The sequence below is a fragment of the Blautia sp. AF17-9LB genome, from assembly GCF_003479185.1.
GTDB lineage: Bacteria > Bacillota > Clostridia > Lachnospirales > Lachnospiraceae > Fusicatenibacter > Fusicatenibacter saccharivorans.
The window spans coordinates 18,252-43,987 of sequence record NZ_QUGU01000012.1; the positions used below are offsets into that span (position 1 = coordinate 18,252).

General features: G+C 50.6%; 23 protein-coding genes, 2 pseudogenes and 1 riboswitch. Of the genes and pseudogenes, 5 read left to right on the top strand and 20 right to left on the bottom strand.

Annotated features, from left to right (window positions below; translation table 11 throughout):
- Positions 1-41: 41 nt before the first annotated feature.
- From DWX00_RS13260 to DWX00_RS13285, 6 genes are all read right to left on the bottom strand, one after another.
- Complete coding sequence (locus DWX00_RS13260; protein WP_022463215.1) at positions 42-1,100, bottom strand: lactonase family protein; 1,059 nt, start codon at positions 1,098-1,100, stop codon at positions 42-44.
- Positions 1,101-1,323: 223 nt separating this feature from the next.
- Entirely contained in the window at positions 1,324-1,851 is a 528-nt protein-coding gene (locus tag DWX00_RS13265; protein WP_158578862.1) for an RNA polymerase sigma factor, read from the bottom strand.
- A gap of 278 nt (positions 1,852-2,129) precedes the next feature.
- The gene (locus DWX00_RS13270) at positions 2,130-5,927 is read right to left on the bottom strand and encodes a phosphoribosylformylglycinamidine synthase (RefSeq protein ID WP_118595514.1); all 3,798 of its coding nucleotides are present in this window, start codon (positions 5,925-5,927) and stop codon (positions 2,130-2,132) included.
- 246 nt (positions 5,928-6,173) lie between these two features.
- Positions 6,174-6,845, bottom strand: a complete 672-nt coding sequence (locus tag DWX00_RS13275) for a phosphatase PAP2 family protein (protein WP_117802507.1) — start codon at positions 6,843-6,845, stop codon at positions 6,174-6,176.
- A gap of 72 nt (positions 6,846-6,917) precedes the next feature.
- The gene (locus tag DWX00_RS13280) at positions 6,918-7,790 is read right to left on the bottom strand and encodes a glycerophosphodiester phosphodiesterase family protein (protein WP_118595515.1); all 873 of its coding nucleotides are present in this window, start codon (positions 7,788-7,790) and stop codon (positions 6,918-6,920) included.
- On the bottom strand, positions 7,787-8,734 hold the full coding sequence (locus tag DWX00_RS13285) for a diacylglycerol/lipid kinase family protein (protein WP_158578864.1): 948 nt from the start codon (positions 8,732-8,734) through the stop codon (positions 7,787-7,789). Before DWX00_RS13285 ends, DWX00_RS13280 begins: the two co-directional genes overlap by 4 nt.
- Before the next feature lie 335 nt (positions 8,735-9,069).
- Here DWX00_RS13285 and DWX00_RS13290 point away from each other — a divergent pair, with 335 nt between their 5' ends.
- Entirely contained in the window at positions 9,070-10,632 is a 1,563-nt protein-coding gene (locus tag DWX00_RS13290) for a PucR family transcriptional regulator (protein ID WP_117510252.1), read from the top strand.
- Here the strand turns inward: DWX00_RS13290 and DWX00_RS13295 are convergent.
- Positions 10,568-11,089, bottom strand: coding sequence for a phosphatase PAP2 family protein (locus DWX00_RS13295; RefSeq protein ID WP_055221420.1), 522 nt, complete (start codon positions 11,087-11,089; stop codon positions 10,568-10,570). The genes DWX00_RS13290 and DWX00_RS13295 overlap by 65 nt on opposite strands.
- A gap of 2 nt (positions 11,090-11,091) precedes the next feature.
- Complete coding sequence (locus tag DWX00_RS13300; RefSeq protein WP_147398266.1) at positions 11,092-11,748, bottom strand: NAD(P)-dependent oxidoreductase; 657 nt, start codon at positions 11,746-11,748, stop codon at positions 11,092-11,094.
- Positions 11,749-11,938: 190 nt separating this feature from the next.
- On the opposite strand from DWX00_RS13300, the gene DWX00_RS13305 reads away from it, so the two are divergent.
- Positions 11,939-12,823 carry an N-acetylmuramoyl-L-alanine amidase gene (locus DWX00_RS13305; RefSeq protein ID WP_117510254.1) on the top strand — a complete coding sequence of 295 codons (885 nt, stop codon included), beginning with the start codon at positions 11,939-11,941 and terminating at the stop codon, positions 12,821-12,823.
- Positions 12,824-12,890: 67 nt separating this feature from the next.
- On the opposite strand, the gene pcrA is transcribed toward DWX00_RS13305, so the two are convergent.
- Positions 12,891-15,119, bottom strand: a complete 2,229-nt coding sequence (pcrA, locus tag DWX00_RS13310) for a DNA helicase PcrA (RefSeq protein ID WP_118595518.1) — start codon at positions 15,117-15,119, stop codon at positions 12,891-12,893.
- Between the two features lie 179 nt (positions 15,120-15,298).
- On the opposite strand from pcrA, the gene DWX00_RS13315 reads away from it, so the two are divergent.
- On the top strand, positions 15,299-15,919 hold the full coding sequence (locus DWX00_RS13315; RefSeq protein WP_055228509.1) for a DUF1836 domain-containing protein: 621 nt from the start codon (positions 15,299-15,301) through the stop codon (positions 15,917-15,919).
- A 60-nt stretch (positions 15,920-15,979) separates the two neighbouring features.
- Here the strand turns inward: DWX00_RS13315 and DWX00_RS13320 are convergent, their stop codons facing one another.
- From DWX00_RS13320 to DWX00_RS13340, 5 genes are all read right to left on the bottom strand, one after another.
- Positions 15,980-16,279: a YerC/YecD family TrpR-related protein gene (locus tag DWX00_RS13320; protein WP_022463203.1), complete on the bottom strand. Its 300-nt coding sequence runs from the start codon at positions 16,277-16,279 to the stop codon at positions 15,980-15,982.
- Between the two features lie 96 nt (positions 16,280-16,375).
- Positions 16,376-17,263, bottom strand: a complete 888-nt coding sequence (locus DWX00_RS13325) for an AraC family transcriptional regulator (protein WP_118595519.1) — start codon at positions 17,261-17,263, stop codon at positions 16,376-16,378.
- Between the two features lie 18 nt (positions 17,264-17,281).
- Positions 17,282-18,754: a xylulokinase gene (gene xylB / locus DWX00_RS13330; RefSeq protein WP_118595520.1), complete on the bottom strand. Its 1,473-nt coding sequence runs from the start codon at positions 18,752-18,754 to the stop codon at positions 17,282-17,284.
- A 124-nt stretch (positions 18,755-18,878) separates the two neighbouring features.
- Positions 18,879-20,345 carry an L-fucose/L-arabinose isomerase family protein gene (locus DWX00_RS13335; RefSeq protein ID WP_118595540.1) on the bottom strand — a complete coding sequence of 489 codons (1,467 nt, stop codon included), beginning with the start codon at positions 20,343-20,345 and terminating at the stop codon, positions 18,879-18,881.
- Positions 20,346-20,454: 109 nt separating this feature from the next.
- Complete coding sequence (locus DWX00_RS13340; RefSeq protein WP_055221409.1) at positions 20,455-21,072, bottom strand: DUF4867 family protein; 618 nt, start codon at positions 21,070-21,072, stop codon at positions 20,455-20,457.
- Between the two features lie 152 nt (positions 21,073-21,224).
- Positions 21,225-21,334, top strand: a riboswitch (TPP riboswitch).
- 65 nt (positions 21,335-21,399) lie between these two features.
- Here DWX00_RS13340 and DWX00_RS13345 point away from each other — a divergent pair.
- Positions 21,400-22,068 (top strand): energy-coupled thiamine transporter ThiT, encoded by a 669-nt coding sequence (locus DWX00_RS13345; protein WP_055221407.1) that lies wholly within the window; start codon positions 21,400-21,402, stop codon positions 22,066-22,068.
- Between the two features lie 71 nt (positions 22,069-22,139).
- Here DWX00_RS13345 and DWX00_RS13350 read toward each other — a convergent pair whose 3' ends face one another.
- The 3 genes from DWX00_RS13350 to DWX00_RS13360 are packed head-to-tail and all read right to left on the bottom strand — an operon-like array spanning position 22,140 to position 24,001.
- Positions 22,140-22,859 carry a SpoIIIAH-like family protein gene (locus tag DWX00_RS13350; protein ID WP_238033485.1) on the bottom strand — a complete coding sequence of 240 codons (720 nt, stop codon included), beginning with the start codon at positions 22,857-22,859 and terminating at the stop codon, positions 22,140-22,142.
- Positions 22,860-22,872: 13 nt separating this feature from the next.
- Positions 22,873-23,442: a stage III sporulation protein AG gene (locus DWX00_RS13355; protein WP_118595521.1), complete on the bottom strand. Its 570-nt coding sequence runs from the start codon at positions 23,440-23,442 to the stop codon at positions 22,873-22,875.
- A gap of 4 nt (positions 23,443-23,446) precedes the next feature.
- Positions 23,447-24,001, bottom strand: coding sequence for a stage III sporulation protein AF (locus DWX00_RS13360; RefSeq protein ID WP_022463195.1), 555 nt, complete (start codon positions 23,999-24,001; stop codon positions 23,447-23,449).
- 14 nt (positions 24,002-24,015) lie between these two features.
- On the opposite strand from DWX00_RS13360, the pseudogene DWX00_RS20595 reads away from it, so the two are divergent.
- Positions 24,016-24,144, top strand: a pseudogene (locus DWX00_RS20595) (DUF6783 domain-containing protein); the annotation flags it as partial.
- Here the strand turns inward: DWX00_RS20595 and DWX00_RS20600 are convergent.
- The 3 genes and pseudogenes from DWX00_RS20600 to DWX00_RS13370 form a co-directional block, all read right to left on the bottom strand.
- Positions 24,094-24,225: pseudogene (locus tag DWX00_RS20600) on the bottom strand (DUF6783 domain-containing protein); the annotation flags it as partial. The pseudogenes DWX00_RS20595 and DWX00_RS20600 overlap by 51 nt on opposite strands.
- Complete coding sequence (locus tag DWX00_RS13365) at positions 24,197-25,363, bottom strand: stage III sporulation protein AE (protein ID WP_158578866.1); 1,167 nt, start codon at positions 25,361-25,363, stop codon at positions 24,197-24,199. The gene DWX00_RS13365 and the pseudogene DWX00_RS20600, both read right to left, overlap by 29 nt.
- Positions 25,350-25,733 (bottom strand): SpoIIIAC/SpoIIIAD family protein, encoded by a 384-nt coding sequence (locus tag DWX00_RS13370; protein ID WP_055221401.1) that lies wholly within the window; start codon positions 25,731-25,733, stop codon positions 25,350-25,352. The genes DWX00_RS13365 and DWX00_RS13370 overlap by 14 nt, the downstream gene beginning before the upstream one ends.
- Between the last annotated feature and the right edge of the window lie 3 nt (positions 25,734-25,736).

A 25,736-nucleotide genomic window follows, 5' to 3' on the forward strand; every position in this document is an offset into this window, starting at 1 on the left:
CGGGATACAGTTCTTCCTGCAGGCATTTTTGCGTTATTTTTTTAGTGAACGCCTTTTTTCGTAATCAGAATACAGTTCGGCGTCTCCACTTTCATCGGGCGGCCTTTCTGAACCAGCACGTTTTTCTCATAATCAACAGTAAATGTTGTGATCGTGTTGGACTCATGGTTTGCCACTGCGATATGTTTTCCGTCCGGGAACATTGCAATATCCTTTGGATATTCGCCGCTGATCGGAAGTGCAAACTTCTTCTCCAGGCAGCCGGTCTCCGGGTCGATATGGAACATTGCTACGGTATTGTCTCCGGCTGTAGAAGTAAACAGGTAGTGGTGATCCGGGGAAAGGCACATGCCGGATGCAGCGTCGTGCGCCTGGTCCACGTTCGCGGATGTGGTGCTGATCGACTGCAATTTTTCAAATTCCGGTCCGTTTCCCGTATCACGGTAGCTGAATACATCGACTTTGTTCATCAGCTCGTAAATGACATACGCGTATTTTCCGGATTCACTGAAAACGATCTCTCTCGGACCGGATTCACGCTCACAGCGCAGGATATCCACCAGTTTCAGGCGGTCACGCTGTGTGTTCAGCTTGTACATTTTGATCTGGTCAATGCCGTTGTCGACTGCGCAGACATATTTGTTGTCCGGTGTAGGAACGACACAGCTGACATGCGGGCGGAAGTTACGCTCTGCCACACTGCCAAGGCCCTTGTGGAACACGCCGTCCATCAGACTTCCGAGGCGGCCGTCCTTATGGGTATGTACAACGGTTACTTTTCCGTCATGATAGCCTGCCACGAACAGGTATCTTCCGGTTTTGTCCACCGACAGATAGCAGCCGCGCATGCCGTCGATGTCTACTTTGTTGATCGGGGTCAGGTCTCCGTCATCCTCCACTGCAAACACTGCAACGCCTTCATCTGCAATCGAATACAGGTATTTGCCGTTTAAGGAACGGGCAATGTGGGAAGAGTTGTTGACCGGTATGACTTTTCGCTCTGTCAGAGTGCCTTCTTCTACATTTACATCATATAAATGAATACCAATGCTGCTTCCATGGGTATAAGTGCCTACATAGGCTACGTACTCATCCTTCATGTTGTTTTCATCCTTTCTGCCTTCTCGCACATCGTGTGAATTTTCTAAAAATATTTTAACACAATTTCCGCGCCACGACAACGAGGAAAACGGATTTTTGATATGTAAACGGTAACACTTTATTTTTAGACACAGGATATTCTCCTGCAGAGAATTTTTTAGATATTTCTATTGTTTTTAGATTGTAAGAGTTGAGGTTTCCGCTGCATACCATTTCCATTTTCTACGCTCTCGTCAGACTGATTTCCTGACTCATCATTCCCTGCAGTTTCTTGATTGCGCGGCTGTACTGGCACTGCAGCGCCTGCTCGCTTTTCTTGCAGAATCCGCTGAGCTCTTTGTAGCTGAATCCATATGCTCTCCCCCAGAAAATGCGCTGATCCATCGGATTCAGGTTCTGGATGCAGTTCTGCATCACCATTCGTTCCTCAATCTCGGCTGTCGCGGCCGCCTCCCCTTCATTTCTGTTCTCTTTCTGATACTGTGTATAGGAAACTTCATTCTGATAATAATGTTTTCTGCGCTGATTCTTGATCTTATTTTTCGCCACACAGAACAGCCATTTCGTCATCTCTTCTCCTTCGAGATCGGCAACGGTTTTAAATTTTACCACCAATACCTCCCATACATCGTTCAGCACATCCTTCGCCGTCTCCCGGTCATTGTTCAACTGACCGCAGATATAACGGAACAGCACATGACTGTTTTCCTCGAATATGATCTGAAAAAATCGTTCCTCCTCTTGTCTCATACACTTCTTTCTCCCTCCTGTTATTTCGCTGTCCTTCTCTTCCGGGCCCGTCATATATGTAATGTGTTGAGACTATCGAAATCTTTCGTTTTTTCAGAATATTTCTACTACTTGACCTTATTACTTTTGTTAATAAAGCAAAATATTGCGTTATAACTGCACCGCGGCGCATAATCAAATTTTTTCTTTCGAAACCAGAAATTACTGTTCTGACAAAAAAATTCCCGCAGAAAGGAGCTTTCTTCCTCTCTGCGGGAATCTTCTATTTTGGTTTTATTTTATTTAAAGTAAGCAACACCGGACTCAAAGATCTTCAGATCCTGCTCTCCGTAGATGTTGACTGCTACGCCGTTGTCGCGGCGCTCTGCGTGTGCCATCTTACCAAAGACACGGCCGTCCGGGCTGGTGATACCCTCGATTCCGCAGTAGGAACCGTTGACATTCCAGTACTCGTCGTTGGTCAGGTTTCCGTTGACATCGCAGTAGCGGGTTGCAATCTGGCCGTTTGCCATCAGCTTGTCGATCCACTCTTTCGATGCTACGAAACGTCCCTCGCCGTGGGATGCCGGGTTGGTGTAAACACCGCCAAGCTCGGCGCCTGCCAGCCATGGGGATTTGTTGGTCACAACCTTCGTGTAAACCATCTTGGAAATATGGCGTCCGATGGTGTTGAAGGTCAGAGTCGGGGAATCCTCCGTCTGTCCGAGAATCTCACCGTACGGAACGAGTCCCAATTTGATCAGTGCCTGGAATCCGTTGCAGATACCAAGGGCAAGTCCGTCTCTCTCATTCAGCAGTTTGGTAACAGCTTCTTTGATCTTCGCATTCTGGAATGCGGTTGCAAAGAATTTTGCTGATCCATCCGGCTCATCACCTGCGGAGAATCCGCCAGGGAACATGATGATCTGCGCCTGGTTGATGGCTTTTTCAAAGGCATCGACAGAACCGCGGATGTCTTCTGCGGAAAGGTTGCTGAATACCTGAGTGATAACTTTTGCACCGGCACGCTCGAAAGCTCTGGTGCTGTCATACTCACAGTTCGTTCCCGGGAAGACCGGAATGAATACGGTCGGCTGTGCCAGCTTGTGGGAGCATACGTGGATGCTCTTTGCCTGATAGCAGCTGTCTGCAACAATTCCGTTTTCGTCTGCTGCTGCCACATTCAGGGCATCTACCTCCGGAAGCTCTGCACCGGATACGGTCTTGAATACTTTTTCCAGCGGTTTGTTCCATGCGGAAACGGCCTCGCGGATGGTGATTTCGGTGTCTTTATAGGAAAGAACCGGTTTGTCTGTCACTTCACCGATGACGGTGTAGGTGCTTGCCAGCTCTCCGACTTTTTCAGCCGGAACTTCGCAGATCAGATCTGCAATATATGGAGTAAAGAGATCTCTCTCGTCTACATTGTGCTCGATGGTTACGCCGAGAGCATTACCGAATGCCATCTTGGATACAGCTGCTGCGATACCCTGACGGTCTACGACATAAGCGGCTTTCACACGGCCGTTCTGCATATCCTCATGCAGTTTTCTGTAGGTTTCCATGACGCCTTCGTACTCTGGAAGCAGATGTGCGTCGACTGGAAGGTGGATCCACACGAGTTTGTCTCCTGTGTTTTTCAGCTCCGGAGATACTACATCTTTTAATTTTGCAACGTCAACCGCGAAGGATACGAGTGTCGGCGGTACATCGATATGGTTGAAGGTACCGGACATACTGTCTTTTCCTCCGATAGACGGCAGGCCGTAGCCCATCTGTGCGTCGTATGCACCAAGAAGTGCTGCGAACGGCTGGCTCCAGCGGTGCGGATCCTCAGTCATTCTGCGGAAATATTCCTGGAAGGTGAAGCGGACTTTGCTGTAATCGCCGCCGACTGCCACGATGCGGGACAGGGACTCGGTTACGGCATAGACTGCTCCGTGATACGGGCTCCAGCTCGATACGTATGGATCAAAGCCGTAACTCATCATGGTAACGGTGTTGGTTTTTCCATCCGGAACCGGCACTTTTGCAACCATGGCCTGAGTTTCAGTCAGCTGATATTTTCCACCGTACGGCATCAGCACGCTGGCTGCTCCGATGGAGGAGTCAAACATCTCGACAAGACCTTTCTGGGAGCATGCGTTGAGGTCTGACAGGGTGGACAGCCATTTTTCTTTCACGTCGGCAATGTCACCGCTTCTTTTTAACGGGGTGTCCTCTGCTTTTGGAATCTCTACGAAGACATCATTCTCCTGATGTGCTCCGTTGGTATCCAGGAATGCACGGGAAATATTGACGATCTCTTTTCCTCTCCAGGAGAGTACCAGACGCGGGTCCTCGGTTACGACTGCAACTTCGGTTGCCTCCAGGTTCTCTTCTGCGGCATATTTCAGGAACTGCTCACGGTCTTTCGGGTCGATGACAACGGCCATACGCTCCTGGGACTCGGAGATGGCGATCTCGGTTCCGTCGAGGCCGGCATATTTTTTCGGTACTTTGTCCAGATTGATCTTAAGTCCCGGTGCCAGCTCGCCGATGGCAACGGAAACTCCGCCTGCACCGAAGTCGTTGCATTTTTTAATCAGAAGGCTGACTTCCTCGCGGCGGAACAGTCTCTGCAGTTTACGCTCAGTCGGTGCGTTTCCTTTCTGTACCTCTGCACCGCAGGTCTCGATGGATTCTGTCGTATGTACTTTGGAGGAACCGGTTGCACCGCCGCAGCCGTCTCTTCCAGTACGGCCGCCGAGCAGGATGATGATATCGCCCGGATCGGAATTTTCACGGACAACGGCACGGCGCGGTGCTGCTCCAAGGACAGCTCCGATCTCCATACGTTTTGCCACGTAGTCCGGATGGTAAACTTCTTTGACATAGCCGGTTGCAAGACCGATCTGGTTTCCATAGGAGCTGTAGCCGTGTGCTGCTTCTCTTACGAGTTTTTTCTGCGGAAGTTTTCCTTCGAGTGTCTCGCTCTGCGGACGGGTCGGATCTGCGGCTCCGGTCACACGCATTGCCTGATATACATAGGTTCTGCCAGAAAGCGGGTCACGGATTGCACCGCCAAGGCAGGTTGCTGCACCACCGAACGGCTCGATCTCGGTCGGGTGGTTGTGGGTCTCGTTTTTGAAGTTGATCAGCCACTCTTCGTCTTTTCCGTCTACATCTACCGGTACGACGATGGAGCATGCGTTGATTTCATCAGACTCTTCCTGATCTGCGAGTTTTCCTTCGGATTTCAGTTTTTTCATTGCCAGAAGGGCAAGGTCCATAAGGCAGATGAATTTGTCGTCACGGCCTTTGTAGAGTACCTCACGGTCGCTTAAGTAGCGGTCGTAGCTTTTTTTCATCGGCTCGTAGTAGTCGCCTTCGCCGAAGGTCACGTTGGTAAGCTCGGTGGAGAAGGTGGTATGGCGGCAGTGATCGGACCAGTAGGTATCAAGTACGCGGATCTCGGTCATGGATGGATTTCGTTTTTCTTCGCCGCGGAAGTAGTTCTGGATATGCAGGAAGTCTTTGAAGGTCATGGCAAGGCCGAGGGAATCATACAGGGCTTTTAATTCTGCCTCCGGCATGTCGATGAATCCGTCGAAGATTTTGACGTCTGCCGGCTCTTCAAATTTTGTCACGAGGGTTTCCGGTTTTTCAATTCCTGTCTCTCTGGAGTCTACCGGATTGATGCAGTGTGCTTTGACTGCGTCAAACTGCTCATCAGTCATCTCTCCTTCGATAACATACGTAACGGCGGAGCGGATGATCGGCTGCTCGTCTTCTTTTAAGAACTGCACGCACTGTACGGCAGAATCGGCTCTCTGATCAAACTGTCCCGGAAGGAATTCTACGGAAAATACTCTCGCACCTTCTGCACGCGGGAAATCTTCCTGATAGCAGATATCAACCGGCGGCTCTGCAAAGACTACTTTACATGCTTTCTCATATGTCTCATCACTGATATTTTCTACATCGTACCGGATCAGCTCCCGTACGTTGGTTACGGTCTGGATGTTCAGATAGTGCTTGATTTCATGCTTCAGATCTTTCGCCTTAATCGCAAATTCCGGCTTTTTCTCCACATAAACGCGTCTGACTGTACTCATTTTTATCCTCCATTTGTCTGAATCATAGTCCCCCAAAAACGGGACAATCTTTCGTTACTTACAGAATAGCATATTTATCTTTATAAATGAAATTAATATATCTTATATGTTTTATAAGTGTTGTTTCTTAATAGACGGACGCATTCCATTTTTCCTGCACTACCATCCCACTCATCACCCATTCTCTCCCGTCCTAAACCGTCAGGCCCGCGCACTTTCTGGTGCGCGGGCCGTCCGTTTCCGTTTTTACATTCTATATTTCGCTTTTTTCTCCCGTGTCCGCAGTGCATTCCCCGCCTTTGCCGGCCGGTACAGCAGCATACAGGTTCCCGCATTCATAACAAGCGCACAGCACACATCCGATACGGAGTGCTGTTTTAAAAACATGGTCGAAAACACAATCAGCACCGTCAGGCCCAGGCAGACGTTTCGGAATACCGGGCGGTTTTTGAGCTGCTCGCTGTGTTCTACGGCAACAGCTACGGCTACGGAATTATATACGTGAATACTTGGGAATACGTTGGTCGGTGTGTCTGTCAGGTAAAGGCCTCTGACCAGATCCGTGAAAATGTTCTCCCGTGGGAATACCGTCGGGCGCAGGTTCTGGCCGTTCGGGTACAGATAGGAGATCACGAGGAACGCCGTCATTCCGATTCCCAGGTTGATAATCAGCTGATAATATTCTCTGCGGTTCTTGTTGCAGAAGCCGAAATAAAGGACAGACCATGCAATATATCCAAACCACATAAAATAAGGAATCACAAAAAACTCACAGAACGGAATCATATCATCAAACGGAGTATGAATCAGATGATAACCTTTCGTAATGTGAGTTTCCAGATATTGAAAACATTTCAGATAGAAAATACCATAAACCACTACCGGAAGAAAATGCTTATATTTTTTTATTATCTTCATAGTTTCCCTCCACTTTTCTGACGAGGTTTTTCTCTTCAACCTGCTGAAATTATAGCACACCGAAAACCGAAGTCAATAAGCTTTATTATTTTTTAAGAAACAATTCATCGGTTTCTGAAAACCGTCCTTGGGATGGAAATGTTCAAAGATCGCCGCGTCGAATTTTTTCCGTGTCCGGTTATATACATGCTCATCTTTTACCGTCCATGCAAATGCCGGTGTCCGAAACAGCATACGGTCGATCAGGAAGCCCGGGCAGTCGGCATAGCGGTGGTCGTAGGCGATAAAATCCGGTTTCCCGATAAAATTCAGCATCAGATGACGCGCCATTATCCGCAGGATCAGATGCACCTTATCATCCTTTGAAAAACGGCCGGAAAGCTGGCCGCGCAACGTCTGCGGCATGTGGCGGCGGCACCAGCGGAGGGCCAGGCTGTTGAAGGATTCCATGCAGAACATACCGGTGTACCCCTCCATCTCCTTCTGAAATCCCGCACAGACCGCCGTGGAAAGTCCCGGCATCTTGATTTCGATTAAAAGCGGCACGCGGCCGTCTACCGTCTGCAGTACCTCACGAAGCAGCGGAATCTTTTCCGTGCTGTCGCCCAGATGGAACTGCTGGAGTTCCTCATACGTATAATCGCTGATTTTTCCCTCGTTTCCACACATCCGCTTCATCGTGTCGTCGTGGAACACCACAATCCGGCCATCCTTTGTGATCTGAATATCCAGCTCGATGGCATATCCCTGCTCCGCCGCGCGGGCAAAAGCCGGAAGAGAATTCTCCGGAACTCCCTCCGCCGCGTTCCACAGACCGCGGTGCGCATAATTCCATTCCGCAAATTTCAGACATTCCTGCCGTCTCGATGTAGCCGGCAGAATGGAAAAGAAATAACCTGCTGCCATGACGGCAAGCACTGCAAAAAATATGATCCAGAACATCATCTTTCCATCCCTTCTTTCACCCAGTCGCCCAAAAGGCGGAGACGCTCCGTTTCCAGTCCGATCCTTTCCTCCGTGCGGTGTCCGCCCGATTCTCCGTCCAGGTGGACCGGTTCCGCGCGGTCTGTCTGAAAGGAAAGGCTGCTGCACCGCTCCATATGTACCTCAGGAAATCCCGTGTGGCGTCCAAACAGCGCCATCGGCAGAAGATAGCTGACTTTCCATTTGGCAAGATTGGAAACCACCATCACGTCGAGCAGATCATCCGTCCCGTCCGCCTCCGGGCAGAAGCAGAAGCCGCCGCCTTCGTACGAAAAATTCATTGCCACTGCAAAAAGAACATTTTCAAACGAACGGTGTTCTCCGTTTTCCAGAGCTGCATCCAGCGTGAACGGTTCGAGATAAAAGAGCTGCCGCAGTGCAATCATCACATACGTAAGTTTTCCCAGATGCAGCCGGTTCAGCGTATTCTTGATTTTTGATGCCAGCGCCTCGTGGCAGATGCCTGCATCAAAACCGATGCCGGTGCTGACGAGAAATCTCCGCTTTTGGCTGCCAAGAAGCGCCGTTCCAATGTTGATCTCCTTTTCCTCCCCTTTCAGCACAGCTTCCAGCGCCTGCAGCGGATCGGAGGGAATTCCGGCACCGCGCGCAAAATCGTTGCCGCTTCCCGTTGGAATATAACCGAACTTTACATCCGACAGGCTGGTGATTCCATCGACCGCCTCATTCGCCGTACCGTCTCCGCCGATCGCCAGAAGGACATCATCGGGATTCCATACCCCTTTCGCGGTCAGCCGTGCTGCCGTCTCCCGTGCGCTTCCGTGATACTTTGTCGGATATACACGAAATTCCGTCCTGCGCCGCTCAAGCTCGCCCTCAATCACCGGCCACAGCTTCTCGCCGCGCCCCGACCGCGATTTTTTATTTACTATAATATGATACATTAAAGTCATACCTTCCTTTTTCTTCTGTAAAAAACCACTTCAAATCACCTGAATCATATTCTTACGCAGCGAAACAGCAAGTGTTTCACTGCTGAGTGAACAGTAACCAAATCAGCCATATTGTAGCAGTTTTCCCCGCAAACCACAACTATCTTCACAAAATCTTAACTTGTTGCCGCCGTAAAAATTCCCGCACCCCTGTCTTTTCTTTCTTGACAGACCTTTTTGTTCTGCTAAAATAAAAAGTACCGCGGTTTCGTCCGCAGAACGTCACTCATTTCTGAGGAGGTTTTTATGAATTTTTACGATATGACACGCGCAGGGAGGATGATACGATGAAGCTCTCCCCCGCATTTCTCGCTTATAAACTAAGCAGCGCTTTTTCGGTTCTTGCACCGGAAAACCTGCCGCTCTCCGGCACACTGGAGCTGCCTGTTCTTTATCAGACAGGCTCCGCAGCCACTGCGCACCGGGTCTTTCTCTGCACAGAAGAACAGATCGGCTCTCTTTCCTCCCTCCCGGAAGAAAGCAGCTCCCTTTTTCTTCTCTGTACCGAAGAACTGCCGGAGGAACTTCCGGCTCCGGTTTCGATCGCCGTTAAGAGCAGCGTATCCGCTGTTTTTTCGTTCCTGCAGGAGCTTTTCTGGACGTACGATTCCTGGCAGAAGGAGCTGATGCAGGCACGGCTCGACGGAAAATCGATCCAGCATCTTTTAAATCTCTCCCTGCCTGTTTTTGCCCACCCGCTGATGGTGGTCGGCATGGATTTTTCCATCATCGCCGCAGCGTCCGAAGAACCTTCCTTTTTTCCCGAGAAGGTGTTTGGCTCCCTCGATGCAACGCGCCCGCTTCTGCTCTCCTTGACAGAAAGCAGCGAATACGCGTCCGTCCGCGATCTCGATGGATGGTTCCGCTTTCCGGATCACGTAACGGGACTTGGTTCCCTCTGCGTCAACATCACGCAGCATGGTCAGAGCGCCTACCGCCTGCTGCTCCTCGACACGAAAAAGGATCTTTCTGATTCCGAAGGCTTTCTTCTTGAATTTCTTGCAGAAATGATCCATCACGCCTTCCTGCACAATGTGATGCAGAAAACCTCGCCGGCGCAGTCGCTTCACACCGTGCTGCTCCGTGCCCTCGACGACCGGATGGCCGACTATATTGCGGTCAGCCAGGCTCTCGATGCGCTCGGCTGGCATTCCCGCCACACCTACTGCTGCCTCTATCTGCAGCTCTCCGATATGGATCAGAAAAACCTGACGGCAAACTCGGTCTGCGCCTATCTGGAAAATATTCTGACCGGCTGCTCCGCGTTTCCGCACGGCGGCGGTATCGTTGCATTCTTTAACCTCACGCTGTCCGATTTTTCCATGACCGATCTGATGGAACGCATGGTGCACTTTGTGGAGGACAGTTCCTTAAATGCCGGCTTTTCGCGCTGCATGAACGGCCACATGAATCTACGCCGCCAGTATATCCAGGCAAAAATCGCCCTGCAGTTCGGCACGCGAAAATACCCGGACAAGCGGATGCATCCGTTCAACGATATCTCGTTTGACTACATCCTCGATCAGGCAACAAAAAAGCTCCCAGGCTACATGCTGTGCCATGAGAGACTTCTCTTTCTGCAGGAGCACGACGACAGCTCCGGCAGCGACTATATGCGGACGCTCCGCTGCTATCTGGACAACCACTGCAATGTCGTCCAGACGGCGCGTGAGCTTTTTATCCACCGCAGTACCCTGCTCTACCGCCTGGAAAAAATCAAGGAAATTTTAGAATCTGATCTTTCCAGCCCGGATGAAATTCTGTATCTGATGCTTTCGTTCCGTTTTATCGACCTCGAGAATGAAGAAGAAAACCGTTCTGGATCTTCGCAGCCAGAAAAGCACAGATAAAACCAACCGCAATTCCCGCTAGGACATCGGTCGGGAAATGCACAAACAGATACAGTCTGGAAAATGCAATCAGGCAGGCCAGAATCAGTGCGGCAGCTCCTTCTTTTTTGTGCATCACAAAAATAGAGACTGCCGCCGCAAACGAGGCTGCCGAATGGCCCGATGGGAAGGAATAGTCCTTCGGAGCGGCAACCAGCAGCTTTACCTGCTCGTCAATCCAGCACGGACGCGGGCGCGCTGCCAGCGGCTTTAACACCAGATTACATAAAATCAAATCTAAAATCAGCGCGATCGCCATTCTTACACCGCATTTCCGGTATTTCGGAAGGATTAAGAAAACGGCGGTCAGCGCAATCCAGATCCATCCCGCATTTCCAAGTGAAGTGATTCCCACCATCACCCGATCGAGCACTGCATTGTGAAGATGCTGCAGTGCATATAAAATTGAAAAATCCATTCTTACCCCTCTCTGTAAAAAATGGGCATTTTTCTGCTGTACATCTGCTGATCGGCGGCCGCCTCGTACAGAAATTCCGCCAGGGCCTCTCTCGAGTATCCAGGCCGGAACTGGCTGCCGTCCAACGAAATACTGCAGTTCTGCCCTACCTTTTTCACTTTCCCGTCTCTTCCCGGACACGTCCGCACCAGTGTCCAGTTCAGATCGCTCCGTGCCAGAACCTGTCCCATCTTCTGCATATCTTTATAGACACCTGGCCAGAAAATCTGCATGAATTTCGTACTCATTCTCTGGTATTTGTCCTCGCAGTCTCCAAACGCATGAATGCAGACATGGCCTACCGTCACAAACCGCGTTTTTCCAAGCTGCTTCATGGCCGAGAGAATCATTGCGTTTCCGTCAGCCAGCGGTGTCTCCTCTTCTTTTACATGTTTCACACGCATCGGAGTCAGCACGCTGATGACTGCATCCGCTTCCAGCAGTGCCTCCAGCACGCGTTCCCGGTTCTGAAGGCTTCCCTCAATCACGGTCAGATTTTTTCTCGGCCAGATCGCTTTTGCATCCGGCACGTAGGCGGTCACCTGTGCGCCGTGAAGAAGCGCCGTGTTGGTCACATACTGCCCAAGCAGTCCCCCCAGACTGAATATTGTAATTTTCATGAAATCCTCACTCTCATCTGTGTGTCTTTTGTATCCTCCGCAGATTTTTTGACACACTTTCCTAATGTTATCTCCTATTCTAACACACCGCCCGTATACGATACAATGAAATAAAACTAAAAAAAGTATAACCTTTTTCGTCCTTTCTTCATATCGTAAGTAGAACCGTATTTTCAGGAGCTTTGATCTTATGCCCTATACTATCGTAATCGATGCCGGACACGGGGGAAGTGATCCGGGCGCTGTCTATGAGGGACGCAGGGAAAAGGATGACAATCTTTCCCTCGCCATCGCAGTCGGCGAGCTTCTTTCCCGGCAGGGTGTCTCTGTCATTTATACCCGCACAACCGATGTTTATCAGACGCCGTTTGAAAAGGCGCAGATGGCCAATCAGGCGGATGCCGACTTTTTTATTTCTTTTCACCGGAATTCTTCGGAGGAGCCGAACCAGTATACCGGCGTGGAAACGCTTGTCTATGACAACTCCGGCATCAAACAGACAATGGCAGAAAACATTAACGGCGCGCTCTCGGAGCTGGGATTCCGGAATCTCGGTGTCAAGGCACGGCCAGGGCTTGTTGTTCTGCGGCGGACGAAAATGCCGGCTCTTCTGATTGAAACCGGCTTTCTGAACAATGAGCAGGATAATACGCTCTACGATGAAAAGCAGGAAGAAATCGCCCGCGCCATCGCGGATGCAGTGCTTGGAACGCTGGATCTCGAGACGGTCACGGAGGCTGACCGGCGCGCTGCGGAAACGGAAGCCGCCCGTCCGTCCGTTTCAACAGCGGATACCGTCACTGCTTCCGCTTCGCCCCGTCCCACGCCGCCGGAACAGGAAAATCCTTCCGACACACCGGAAACCTTCTACCGTGTCCAGACCGGCCTTTTCCGCATCCGCCAGAATGCCGACCGTATGCTTTACGACCTTCTCGACCAGGGCTATCCCGCTTTTCTTCTCGCCGAGGACGGCTTTTTCAAGGTCCAGGTCGGCGCTTACCGCCAGCTCGGAAATGCCATTCTGATGGAACGCCGCCTGCGCCGCGACGGCTATTCCACCCTGATTACCACCTGAGCGTCTGACGCATCAGTCGAAAAAAGAGCGTGCCGGAATTTTGTTTTCCGACACGCTCTCGTTCTCCTTATAACTTTTTCAGTTTTGCAAACGAAGCAAACATTTTCTTCGTACCAGCCTGGTCGAAGTTGACGGTAACTTCATAATCTCTTCCGCCGTCCACGATATCCGTGACGATGCCGACACCGAACTTGATATGGCGCACCGTATCCCCGATTTCGTAATCGAGTTTCGTCGCCTTCTGCGCGCTGAAGGTTTTCGCCTGCTGCGGCTTCTCGCGGAATGCCTGCTTCATCGCCGCATAGACGCTGCCTCTCGTCGGAATGTCCATCTTCGGCTTCCGGTCTTCGATCTCCCCGCGCTCCCGCTCCAGGAAAATCAGCTCCCGCGGAATCTCTTTGACAAAACGGGACATCTTGTTGTACTGCACTTCGCCGCGGATCATTCTCTGGCGCGCACACGTCAATGTCAGATGCTGCATCGCACGCGTGATGCCCACGTAGCAGAGACGGCGCTCCTCCTCCAGCTCCGACGGATCATCTCCGGTGATCGTCATGTAGCTCGGGAAAATACCATCCTCCATGCCGGCAAGGAATACGTTCGGGAACTCCAGTCCTTTTGCGGAATGCAGTGTCATCAACAGTACGTAATCGCTCTCCTCATCCACCGAGTCGATATCAGACACCAGAGCAACCTCCTGCAGAAAACCACCGAGAGATGGCTGTTCGGCGCTCTCCTCATAATCCGCAATCTTTGAAATCAGCTCGTCGATGTTCTCGATGCGGGCTGCCGCTTCTTCGGTTCCCTCCGCCTGCAGATCTGCTACATAGCCGGTCTCCTCGATGATTTCATTCAGCAGCTCTTTGACCGACAGATAATCTGCTTTCGCGCGGAGTACCTGTAAAAAGGACGTGAAGGATTTAATCTTATTTAAAGACCGCATCAGCCCCGGCACATACTCGGCCTCGAGAAGCGCATCGTAGAAACGGATGCCCTGCTCTGCCTCCCAGTCCTGCACTTTGTTGATCGTCGCCGCTCCGATACCGCGCCGCGGAACGTTGATGATACGCAGTACCGCAAGGTCATCCTCCGGGTTCTCGATCACACGCAGATACGCCAGCAGATCCTTGATCTCGCGTCTCGCATAGAAGTTGACACCGCCCACGATTTTATATGGAACATTTGCAAGCAGCAGTTTCTCCTCAAAAAGACGGGACTGCGCGTTGGTACGGTAGAGAATTGCATAATCACGGTACTTCTTTCCCTCCGTGCGGACGCCGCGCGTGATTTCTCCTGCCACGTACTCCGCCTCCTCAAAACCGCTCTGGAACTGCCGCAGATCGATCAGGTCACCCTCCGGGTTCTCTGTCCACAGGCGTTTTGCTTTTCGTCCCTGGTTATTCGCAATCACTTCATTTGCCGCGTTCAGAATATTCTGCGTGGAACGGTAATTCTGCTCCAGTTTAATGACCTTCGCATCCGGGAATACATGCTCAAAACTCAGAATATTTTCAATATTCGCCCCGCGGAATTTGTAGATCGACTGGTCATCATCGCCGACAACGCAGAGATTGCGGTATTTTGCCGCCAGAAGGCTCACAAAGCGGAACTGAACCGTGTTGGTATCCTGATACTCATCGACCATGATATAGCGGAACTGCTCCTGATAATAGTCGAGCACTTCCGGGAACTGCTGGAATAATTTTACGGTCTGTACCAGCAGATCATCGAAGTCCATCGCATTGTTTTTCTTTAACTCTGCCTGATACTCCGCATAAACTGCCGCATACTTCTGCAGCTTCCAGTCGATTCCCGCGTCAATCCGGTACTGGTCCGGCTCGATCATCTCATCCTTTGCGGACGAAATTGCCGCCATGATCGCACGGTCGCGGTACAGTTTCGGATCCATCTGGAGCCGTTTCATGATGTCCTTGATCAGCGATTTCTGGTCATCGGTATCGTAAATTGCAAAATTGTTGGCGTATCCCAGACGTTCAGCATGGCGGCGCAGAATCCGCACGCAGCTGGAATGGAAGGTGCTGACCCAGATCCGCTCCGATCCGTATCCCACGATTTTATCGACACGCTCACGCATTTCTCCGGCGGCCTTGTTCGTAAAGGTGATCGCCATAATATTCCACGGATTGACGCCTTTTTCCCGGATCAGGGAGGCGATGCGGTGCGTCAGTACCCTCGTCTTTCCCGAACCGGCACCTGCAAGGATCAGAAGCGGCCCTTCGGTGTGCTCCACAGCTTCCATCTGCATCGGGTTTAATCCTGTTTCTGTCTGATTCATGTTCTTTCTCCTTCATCTGCTTCGAATCTTTTCACATGCATCTCAGTATATAACAAATCCGCCCCAGTTACAAGTAAGAACGAACATACGTTGCATTTTTATCATGGAAACTTTTTTTCGCAAAGTCCTTGCTATCTGGTATTAAAAACTATATAATGGGAACCGTGAGGTGATAACAAATGACGATAGACTCAGATAAAATTCTTCATGATTTACTGAATTCACTGGATTCTCTCGAAGGCATCCGCCCGGGGGAAATCCCGAACATTGCTTTATATATGGACCAGGTCACGACCTTTATGGACGCACAGCTCGCTTCTTCGCGCCGTTTCGAGTCCGATAAGGTTCTGACAAAAACAATGATCAACAACTATGCAAAAAACAAGCTGCTCCCGCCGCCGGTCAAAAAGAAATATTCGCCGGAGCACATGATGCTTCTGGTTTTTATTTACTACTTTAAAAACATCCTCTCGATCACGGATATCCAGACACTGCTCGCCCCGATCACCGATCGGTATTTCGGCACGGAGAGCGGCTTTTCCATCAAAGATATCTACGACGAAATTTTCCAGATGGAAAAAGAAGAAATTGCATCCGTAAAAGAAGATCTTCTGAAAAAAGCGGATGTATCCAAGTCCATGTTCGGCAGCTCACCGGAGGAGGACCGGGAATTTCTCCAGCTCTTTTCGTTTATCTGTCTGCTGAGTTTCGATGTCTATCTGAAAAAACAGATGATCGAGCACATGGTGGATGAACTGGCATCCCTCGCGGCGCCTTCTGATCCGAAAAAGAAAAATTAAGAACAAACGTGTAAAATCAAAAAAGACGGCTGCGTTGGAATCGCACCGTCTTTTTTGATTTTACACATTTTCTTTCTTTTCCATCCGTTCAAACACCATCTCATATCCGTCGTTTCCATAGCTTAAGGAACGGTTCACGCGGCTGATCGTCGCCGTGGATGCTCCCGTCTTTTCGGAGATTTCCAGATACGTTCTCTTCTCCCGCAGCATTTTCGCCACTTCAAACCGCTGCGACAGCGAAAGCAGTTCATTGATGGTGCATACATCCTCAAAAAAAGTATAGCATTCTTCCTTATTCTTCAGACACAAAATTGCCTCAAAAAGCTGGTCTACTGCTTCTGAATGAAGTTTCTTGTTCATTTCAAGCCCTCCTGTACGAAAATTAAGTCCCCATCTCATTCTTATAACTTGGAATACTACCATTTTAGCACAGTAAAGTGTGAAATACAAGTCCTTTTATCCCTGCATCAGCAAAGCCTGTACCATCGACTCCCGCTGTCTGCGGTAATCGCTCGGCGAACAGGCCTTTACCGTCTTGAAGGTACGGTTGAAGGCACTTAAAGAAGAGAATCCGGAATTCATCGCCACATCCGTGATACTCATCTTTTTGTCATACAGAAGCTCCTCTGCGCGTTTGACGCGTTTAGAATTGAGGTACTCATAGAATGTCATGTTCATGTACTGCTTGAAAATTCTGGTAAAGTGGAACTTGGAAAATCCGCTGACCGCAGCTACTTCCTCGAGAGAAAGATTCTCCATGTAATGGACATTGATATAACAGCAGACGCTTAAAACAGCCTCTATATATTCCTGCTGTTTCATTGCCCCGAACGTATTCTGCGCGTTGGCATCCGAAAAGCCCTTGCGGCCAAACTCTGAAAAAAGCTCTTTGAGGCCGGTGCAGATTCTGTGCGTCATCACTGCGCCCTCATTATCGTATTCCCGCACCAGTTCCAGAATCTGGCTGCGTAGAAACAGATAGAAGGGATCTTCCTCATCCTCTTTTTTGAAGTAGATGGCCGGAAGCCGCAGGAAAATCGTTTCCATTTCTTCCTGATTCTCCACACAGCCCGGTTCCACCAGCATGACAATCCGTTCTCCCTGGGATACGAATCTCATTCCGTGTACAACGCCGGAATTGATCATAATGATGTCGCCCTCTTTGAGATTATAGCTGTCTTTTCCGACAACAACCTCATATTCGCCTCTGGTCGGCATGATAATTTCAATTGCGGTATGCCAGTGCTCCGGATAGCCTTCTGTCACGGTGTTGTGAAAGATTTCAAACGCCGGCGGGTTTGCTGCATTCCGGTCAAATGTTTTCCCATGTTCCACTTTCTTCATCTTATTTCTTACCTCTTTTTATTGCAGCAGCTCTGTAAACAGATCTTTTACGGTCGGATAAATCTTTGCAAATTTCTGATACTGGCGCTCATATTTCTCAACCAGTTCCGGTTCCGGCTCGATGGTCTCTGTCACACGAACAATTTTTTCTGCCGCCTCTTCTACGGATGAAAAGACACCGCAGGCAACGGCTGCCAGCATGGCTCCGCCAAGTGCCGGGCCTTCCTCGGACTCAATACGGTCCACTTTGATGTTCAGCACGTTTGCGATCATGCGTCTCCACAGCGGGCTCTTTGCACCGCCTCCGCAGATTTTTGTTCTCTCGATCTGGATACCGAGGGATTTTGCTACCTCAAAGGAATCGCGGATCGCAAAGGCAACGCCCTCGAGAACAGCCTGGGTCATATCCTCTCTTGTGGTGTCCATGGTCAGGCCGATGAAGGTTCCTCTTGCATCCGGGTTGTTGTGCGGGGAACGCTCGCCCATCAGATACGGCAGGAAGAAGACATTATTCTCGCCAAGTTTTGTGATGTTCTCCTGCTCTTTTGTATATTCTTTTGTGCGGATGATTTCATCCATCCACCATTTGTTGCAGGAAGCTGCACTCAGCATGCATCCCATCAGGTGATAGTGGCCGTCTGCGTGTGCGAATGCGTGCAGGGCATTGTGGCTGTCTACGCCGAATTTGTTGCTGGAAATGAATACGGTTCCGCTTGTACCAAGGGAAACGTTGCACATGCCGTCGCCTACGGTTCCGGTTCCGACTGCGGCTGCTGCGTTGTCTCCGGCTCCTGCTACAACTTTACAGGTCTCCGGCAGTCCAAGTTCTGCTGCTACTTCCGGTTTTAAGGTTCCGACAGCGTCAAAGCTCTCATGGAGCTCCGGCAGCATCTCCAGGGAAATACCGCAGATTTCTGCCATCTCTTTGGACCAGCATTTGTTCTTGACATCCATTAGAAGCATGCCCGATGCATCGGAGTAGTCGCTTACGAATGCGCCGGAGAGACGGTATGCCAGGTAATCTTTTGGAAGCATGATTTTGCAGATTTTTTCGAAGTTATCCGGCTCATTTTCTTTCACCCAGAGAATCTTCGGTGCGGTAAAGCCTGCAAATGCAATGTTTGCGGTGTACTCGGAGAGTTTTTCTTTTCCGATTACGGTGTTCAGATAATCGGTCTGTTTTGCGGTACGGCCGTCGTTCCAGAGGATCGCCGGGCGGATGACGTTATCGTTCTCATCCAGGATGACAAGGCCATGCATCTGGCCGCCGAAGCTGATGCCGGCTACCTGGGATTTGTCTACGTCTTTTACCAGCTCGCGGATTCCCTCTTTGCTCTGCTCCCACCAGTCTTCCGGTTTCTGCTCAGACCAGCCTGGATGCGGGAAATACAGCGGATACTCTCTCGATACAATATTTACAATTTTGCCTTCCTCGTCCATCAGAAGCAGTTTGACAGCGGAAGTACCAAGGTCAACACCAATAAAATACATGTCGAATCTCCTTTTTCTACTCTTTTTCAAAAAGGGCGGCAGCAGACCTAGATCTCTGCTCCGCCCTTTTGCTTATGCGTTACTGCATATCTTTCTTATTTTTCAGTGAATCTTCCGGAACGGATTAGCCCCACGGATTCTCTGTCGGGTAACGAACACCCTTCGGCTGGTTGTAGCCGATCTCATCTACTTCAACACCGAGCATTTTGAATACTTCGAATAACGGTTTTCCGAAGTGTCCGAATGCTACTGCGCCGTGATGCGGATAGTTTTTCTCTACCAGTACGTGACGGTAGAATCTGCCCATCTCCGGAATAGCGAAGATACCGATGCTTCCGAAGGAACGTGTTGCTACAGGAAGAACCTCGCCCTCTGCGATGTATCCGCGCAGTTTTGCGTCAGATGTGCTCTGCAGACGATAGAAGGTGATGTCTCCAGGAACGATATCTCCCTCGAGGGTACCCTGTGTTACTTCTTCCGGAAGAGTTCTTGCCATGATCATCTGATATTTCATAGAGCAGAATGCCAGTTTGGTGGAAGCGGTATTTCCGCAGTGGAATCCCATGAAGGTATCTTTTAAGGTGTAATCAAATTTGCCTTTGATTTCGCTCTCATACATATCCTTCGGAACGGTGTTGTTGATGTCGAGGAGTGTTACGGTGTCTTTGGATACAACGGTTCCGATGAACTCGGACAGTGTTCCGTAGATATCTACCTCACAGGATACCGGGATGCCCATCTTGGTCAGACGGCTGTTGACATAGCAAGGAACGAATCCGAACTGTGTCTGGAATGCCGGCCAGCATTTTCCGGTCAGGGTTACGTATTTTCTGGAGCCTTTGTGTGCTTCGATCCAGTCTAACAGGGTGATCTCGTACTGAGCCAGTTTCGGCAGGATTTCCGGTTTCAGGTTTCCTTCGCCGAGCTCTTTTGCCATATCTTCTACGACTGCCGGGATTCTCTCGTCGCCTGCGTGTTTGTTGAATGCTTCAAACAGGTCAAGCTCGGAGTTCTCTTCGATTTCTACGCCGAGGTTGTACAGCTGTTTGATCGGTGCGTTACATGCCAGGAAGTTGGCCGGACGCGGTCCGAAGCTGATGATTTTCAGGTTCTTAACAGCTACAACTGCAGTTGCAACCGGTACGAAATCTTTGATCATGGCTGCTACGTCTTCTGCATCGCCAACCGGGTACTCCGGAATGTATGCGTGCAGGTTGCGCAGTTTCAGGTTGTAGCTTGCATTCAGAACGCCGCAGTATGCATCGCCGCGTCCGCCTACAAGGTCGTCGCCGGTCTCTTCTGCTGCTGCTACTACCATGCAAGGTCCGTCGAAGTATTTTACAAGCAGGGTTTCCTCGGTCTCCGGTCCGAAGTTTCCAAGGTATACAACAAGTGCATCACACTCTGCTTTTTTCAGGTCTTCGAGTGCGTTCATCATGTCGATTTCATTCTCGACGATGATTGGACATTCGTAGATTTCTCCGTCGTATGCTTTTACGACTGCTTTTCTTCTGTTCTCGGAAAGGCTGTTCGGGAAGCAGTCACGGCTTACTGCAACGATACCTAATTTGATTTCCGGTGTATTGTTGATCATTTTTGAAGATCCTCCTTTTTTTGGTTTTCTTGGTTTTTGGTTTCTTTTTATGTTCAGAACTGCTCTTTTGGGGCAGTGTTTCTGATTTCTGGTTTTGTCTCTGGTTTTATTTTACCGAGAGGTTTTCTCCTTTGATGCCTGCTACGCTTCCAGCGATGTTTGCATCCGGGTGGCTTAAGAGCCATTTGTTTCTGGCGAAGAGCAGGTCGTCTTCCGGGGTGTGTTTTTCTTCCAGGGTGATGTCGGTATTGGTTCCTTTTGGAAGGACTACGACGCATTTGAAGCCGCTGGCTGCCACGTTGCATGGTGCGTAGTGGAGGGTGGTTGCGTAGACTTCAATGGTGGTTCCGGCCGGGATTAAGAAGGCCTCCATTTTGGATGAGTCGTAGGTGTGGTCTTCGGTGATGTCCTGTTCTTTTCCGAGGATCAGGATCAGGTCGGTTACGGCGATGTTGATTTCGCTGTCGCGGTGGTATTCTACGGCGTTCAGTAAATGGTTGTGGCCGTTGCAGTAGCCGATCTGGATCGGCATGCCGCCGTAGAGGCTGTCGGATACGGACTGGGCGCTTTTGCAGGCTTCGAGACTTTCAATGGAAGGCTCGTAGACTACGTCGTCGGGACATGGGGTCTCGGACATGGCGGTGATGATGTCGCTGACGTCGAGGTCTTTGATGACTTTGCCGTACTGGCGGAATGCTTCGTCTGTTACTTTCAGAATCTGCATTGTGTTGGTGCTCCTTTCGTACAATTAGTTTAATGATTGAACTAATTGTAATATAGCACTTGTATGTACTTCTTGTCAACATGTATTTGGATGAAAAAACGGGTAGGTTGACAAATAAGGGGGAGGTTGGTATACTTTAATACGTTAAAATAATAAGACGCTAGGGGAGCCTTTGGCTGAGAACGTGGGACAGGGATAAGCTCACGGACCCTCACTACCTGAACGGGATAATTCCTGCGTAGGGAAGCTGGAACGTGGTTTCGGAGGTGATTCGGGACTGTGTTTTTATGTGAGCCCCTCCAAGCGGAATGCGAAGGAGGTTTTTTTATGAGTTTTTTTGTTACTGCTGACGGCGGACTGACGACGGCCGGTTATGTTGGATGCGTGGTGCTGATGGTGGCGCTGGTGGTGATTGCTTCGGTTCTTTCTGCTCAGAAGAGTAAGGGGACGGGAATGGATGCAAGGAAGCTGGCGTTTTGTGCGATGGGGATGGCGCTGGCGTTTGTGACTTCGTATGTGAAGGTGTTTGAGCTGCCGTACGGGGGATCGGTTACGTTGTTTTCGATGCTGTTTATTGTGCTGATTGCGAACTGGTATGGGGCGAAGACGGGTATTCTCGTTGGTTTTGCTTATGGACTGCTGCAGTTTATCCAGGGGCCGTATGTGCTGTCGCTGTTCCAGGTGTGCTGTGATTATGTGTTTGCGTTTGCGGCGCTGGGTGTGGCCGGATTCTTTGGAAAGAAGAAAAACGGGCTGCTGATCGGGTATATTGTAGCTGTGCTGGCGAGGGGATTTTTCCATACGTTAGGCGGGTATCTGTACTGGATGGATTATATGCCGGAGAATTTCCCGCAGTCTTTAAAGGCGCTGTATCCGATTATTTACAACTACAGCTATCTGCTGGCTGAAGGTGTGCTGACGGTGATTCTGATCTCGCTGCCGCCGGTGAAGAAAGCACTGCAGACGGTTGCAAGAACAGCACATGGTGCAAATTAAATAGAATTACGTGAAAAAATCCGGGAACGCATGATTTTGCGTTTCCGGATTTTTTACGTGGATATCAAAATTTACTGAGCACTCTCCTCTGCGGCTGTGTCGGCGGCGGAGCTCATGGGGGTGATGACGATGTTTTCTACGCCGATTCCGGTTTTACGGGTTACGATGTCTTCGATCTGGGCACGCTGTTCCTCGGTTACTTCTTTCATCGGAACGACGATGTCGGCGGTTTCGCCGGTCAGGTTTACAACGACGTCGGTGAAGCCTTTGGCTTCGAGGAGGAGTTCGGTTGCTGACTCTTTTTCTACGAGTTCCGTCATTTCCACCATGCTCTGGACAGCGCTCTGGCGCTCGGTTTCGGAGAGGTTGGTGTTGTTGATGATTTCATTTAAGGTGTCTTTGTTCTGGGAACGGATCTGTTCGCGGTCGATTCTGGCCTGGGCCATGTATGTAGATGCCCCGGCAAGGACTGCCTCTCCCGGCGTTTCGGTGACGGTCCGCGACGAGTCCCCTGCTGTGCCGGCATCCACCTCGTCGGTGATGTCGGTGTCCAGGCTGGAGATGTCTTTTAAAACGGTGCTGGCATCCGCCGTGGTTCCGTCTGCCTTCTCCTTCGTGGACAGGGTACTGTCCGCATAGTTGATGTATCCGGCGACGGCGATCATGATCGCAAGGGCGGTGATGATGACCTGGTTTTTCCGGAATTTTTTCTTTTTCCCGGCCGTCTTTTTCGGCGATGGTGTCTCTGCCATTTTCTCAGGTGCATTCATTTCCTGTTCTAATTTTTCCACGCATTTGACTCCTTTACTTCATTTTGACTACTTTAATCTTATTTGCGCCCACCTGAAATAATGCCATCACGGCCTCCTGAATCTCCTGTATCGTCACCGGGTTTCCCCCGCCTTCTGCGATAACGAGCACGCCGCGCACCGCCGGGTACTCCTCGGAAACCACATACGGTGTCTCGGCCCCGTTCTGTGTCTTTTCATAGACAGTTGCCTCATCCTGCGACGAGGATGTAACGCTTCCGGTCTCCTCTCCCTTCTTGTTTTCCTCCGTTGTGCTCCGCGTTGGGACATCTTTTTCCACAATCTTTTTTCCTGTGGATTCCAGCGTCACCACGACGTGCACTGCGCCCACACCGTCCATCTGGGAAAGTGCGTCACAAAGGCGCTGTTCCATCTCCCCCTGCACCGATGCTCCCGCATCTCCCGCCGGACGCGCAGCCGTCTCCTGCGGCTGTTCTGTCTCCTCACCGGTCTTTTTTGTTCCCGTCGGCAGCAGCAGGACAACGCCGATTGCCGCCAGCAGGAAGTACAGCATCCACTGCTCCTTTTTCTGTTTCCGGAAAAACGCCGCTGCCTTTTCCCTCATAGGCCTATTCCGAAATCTCTACCATAATATGCGCCGGATCGGTTCCGTAGACCTCACTTAAAACACTTTTGATCTCTGTCAGCTTTTCATCGAGCATTTCCCGCTGTTTTTTCTGTTCTTCGCGGTAAATGCTCGTCTGCCGCATCGGCGCTTCAATGCGGATCTCTTTTGCCTCACCGGTGTTTCCCGGCTCCAGCGTTACCGAAACGGCTGCCCCCGGAATGCCGCTCTCTGACAGATACATCCGGATCTGGCGCTCCGTCTCTTTTTCCCAGGCGCCCACGTAATACTGTTTTTCAAAGCTTTCTGCACGAATCTGTACATTTTCCATTGCTGCTGCCTCCTCTTCCAGCGTCAGACGGTCGAGCGTCTGCGCCATTTTCTGCTCCAAACCTCCCGCTTTTAGCACGGGCTGGAAAAAAATCAATACCATCACAATTCCAAGAAAAAACTGAACCGGCTTCTTGTCCTCCTTCTCCGGGATCAGGTTCAGCACAGTTGTCATAAAAATCAGAAAAATTGAAATATTCTTAAGCCACTGCAGAATCTCTTCTACCATGCCGCCTCCCGCCGCTGCCTGCCCAACTACACGCTAGAGCGTGTCTGAAAAACCATTTCCGCAAGCTGCAAGCCCCACTTTGCGGTATATTTTACCCTCATTCGGTTGCCGTAGCCCGCTACGCCGCCCTCATTCGGATAAAATCTCCCACAAACTGGGACTCGCAGCTCACGAAAAGCCTTTTTCAGACAAGCTCTAGGAAAAAGTTCCCGCCAGGATTGCAATCGTCAGCAGAAACAGGACTTCTACGGTCAGAAGGAGACGCAGAAGCATCGCATATCCTTTTCCTGCCGCCGCAAGACATCCCGCGATCCGCTTGTCCGAGACGGGCTGCGCCGCCGCGGCGAGAAGGCGGAAGGAAAGACCCGAAACGAGAAGCTGAACGGCGGGGACCATGCCTGCTGCGAGCAGTACCAGCATTGCCGTCACGCCAAAGCAGTTGCGGATCAGCACCGCGGAGCCTGCCACCAACTCGGTTACAGCATTCACCGCATTTCCGATGCCGGGAATCATTCCGGCAGTCCGCCAGAGTGCCATCTGCCGCAGGGAATCGAGCGCCGGTGCGATCAGATTCCGGATCATCTGCATTCCCACAAGTACGCCGAGCGACGATTTTAAAAGGCCGTTCACGCAGGTTTCCAGCAACTCTGTCATATGGGACAAAATCTCCTCGCCGGAAAGATCGTTTACAAGGGCGATGAGCAGATAGATATGGATCATCGGGAGGACGAGGGCGAGCAGAAGCTTTTCGACAGCCAGAATCACTAGAAGGAGCATCTGATAAAACATCACGGCTGATGATGCGCCCCCGGCGGCCGCGGCCGCCAGATAGTAGGATGGCGTCAGGATCCGCATAAAAGCGATCAGCGATGTGATGACAGCTTTCAGGTTTTCCCCGCTCGACTGGAAATTTTTCAGAATCAGTGCAAGCGCAAGCAGATAGACCATATAAAAACTGGCGTCCCTGACCTGTTTTCCTTCAAAGAGAGAGGAAAAACTGCCGAGCACCGCGCCTGCCAGAACGAGGAGAAACAGCTCCTTCATCAGCCCCTTCTGCGCAAGGAATGCTGTTTTGGCACAGGAGAGAACGGCATTTCCGGCACGGAAGGTGCGGAAGGGATCGCCATCCTGCAAAAGAGAACGCACCGTACCGGCAAAAGAAAACTGCTGGCTGGACAGCAGGCTGTCCACTTCCTGCTGGATTGCATCGAAGTCGAGTTCTGCAAGAAGTTCGTCCTGCGCTGCTGCTGCCTGATCCGTTTCGGTATCCGCTGCTTCGATTTTCTGCGTTCTTCCCGTTCCGAAAATGAGACACAGAAAAAGCAGCGCCATGCCCCATCCGGCTTTTTTACAGAAAATCATGAACCGTTTCCAGCAGAGCGAGCAGCACTGGCATACTGACGGCAAGGACCGCCAGGCGGGCGAACAGTTCAATCTGCCCTGCAATGGAAGAATAGCCCGCATCCTTACAGATCCCGGCGGAAAACTGCCCCACATACGTGATCCCAAGCATTTTCAGCAGCGTATTCAGATACGATGAGTCCACCGGGAGATACGATTTCATTTGTGCGAGCATGCCGAGCAGATACTGCATTTTTCCGACGGTCCCGGCAAGAATGCAGAGGCCGGCACCGACCGTCACAAGAAGGGCAAATTCCGGCTTTGCTCCCTTTACTGTGATTCCAAGCAGCACGCCCGCCGTGCCAAGCGCAGCGATCCGAAGTATATCCATATG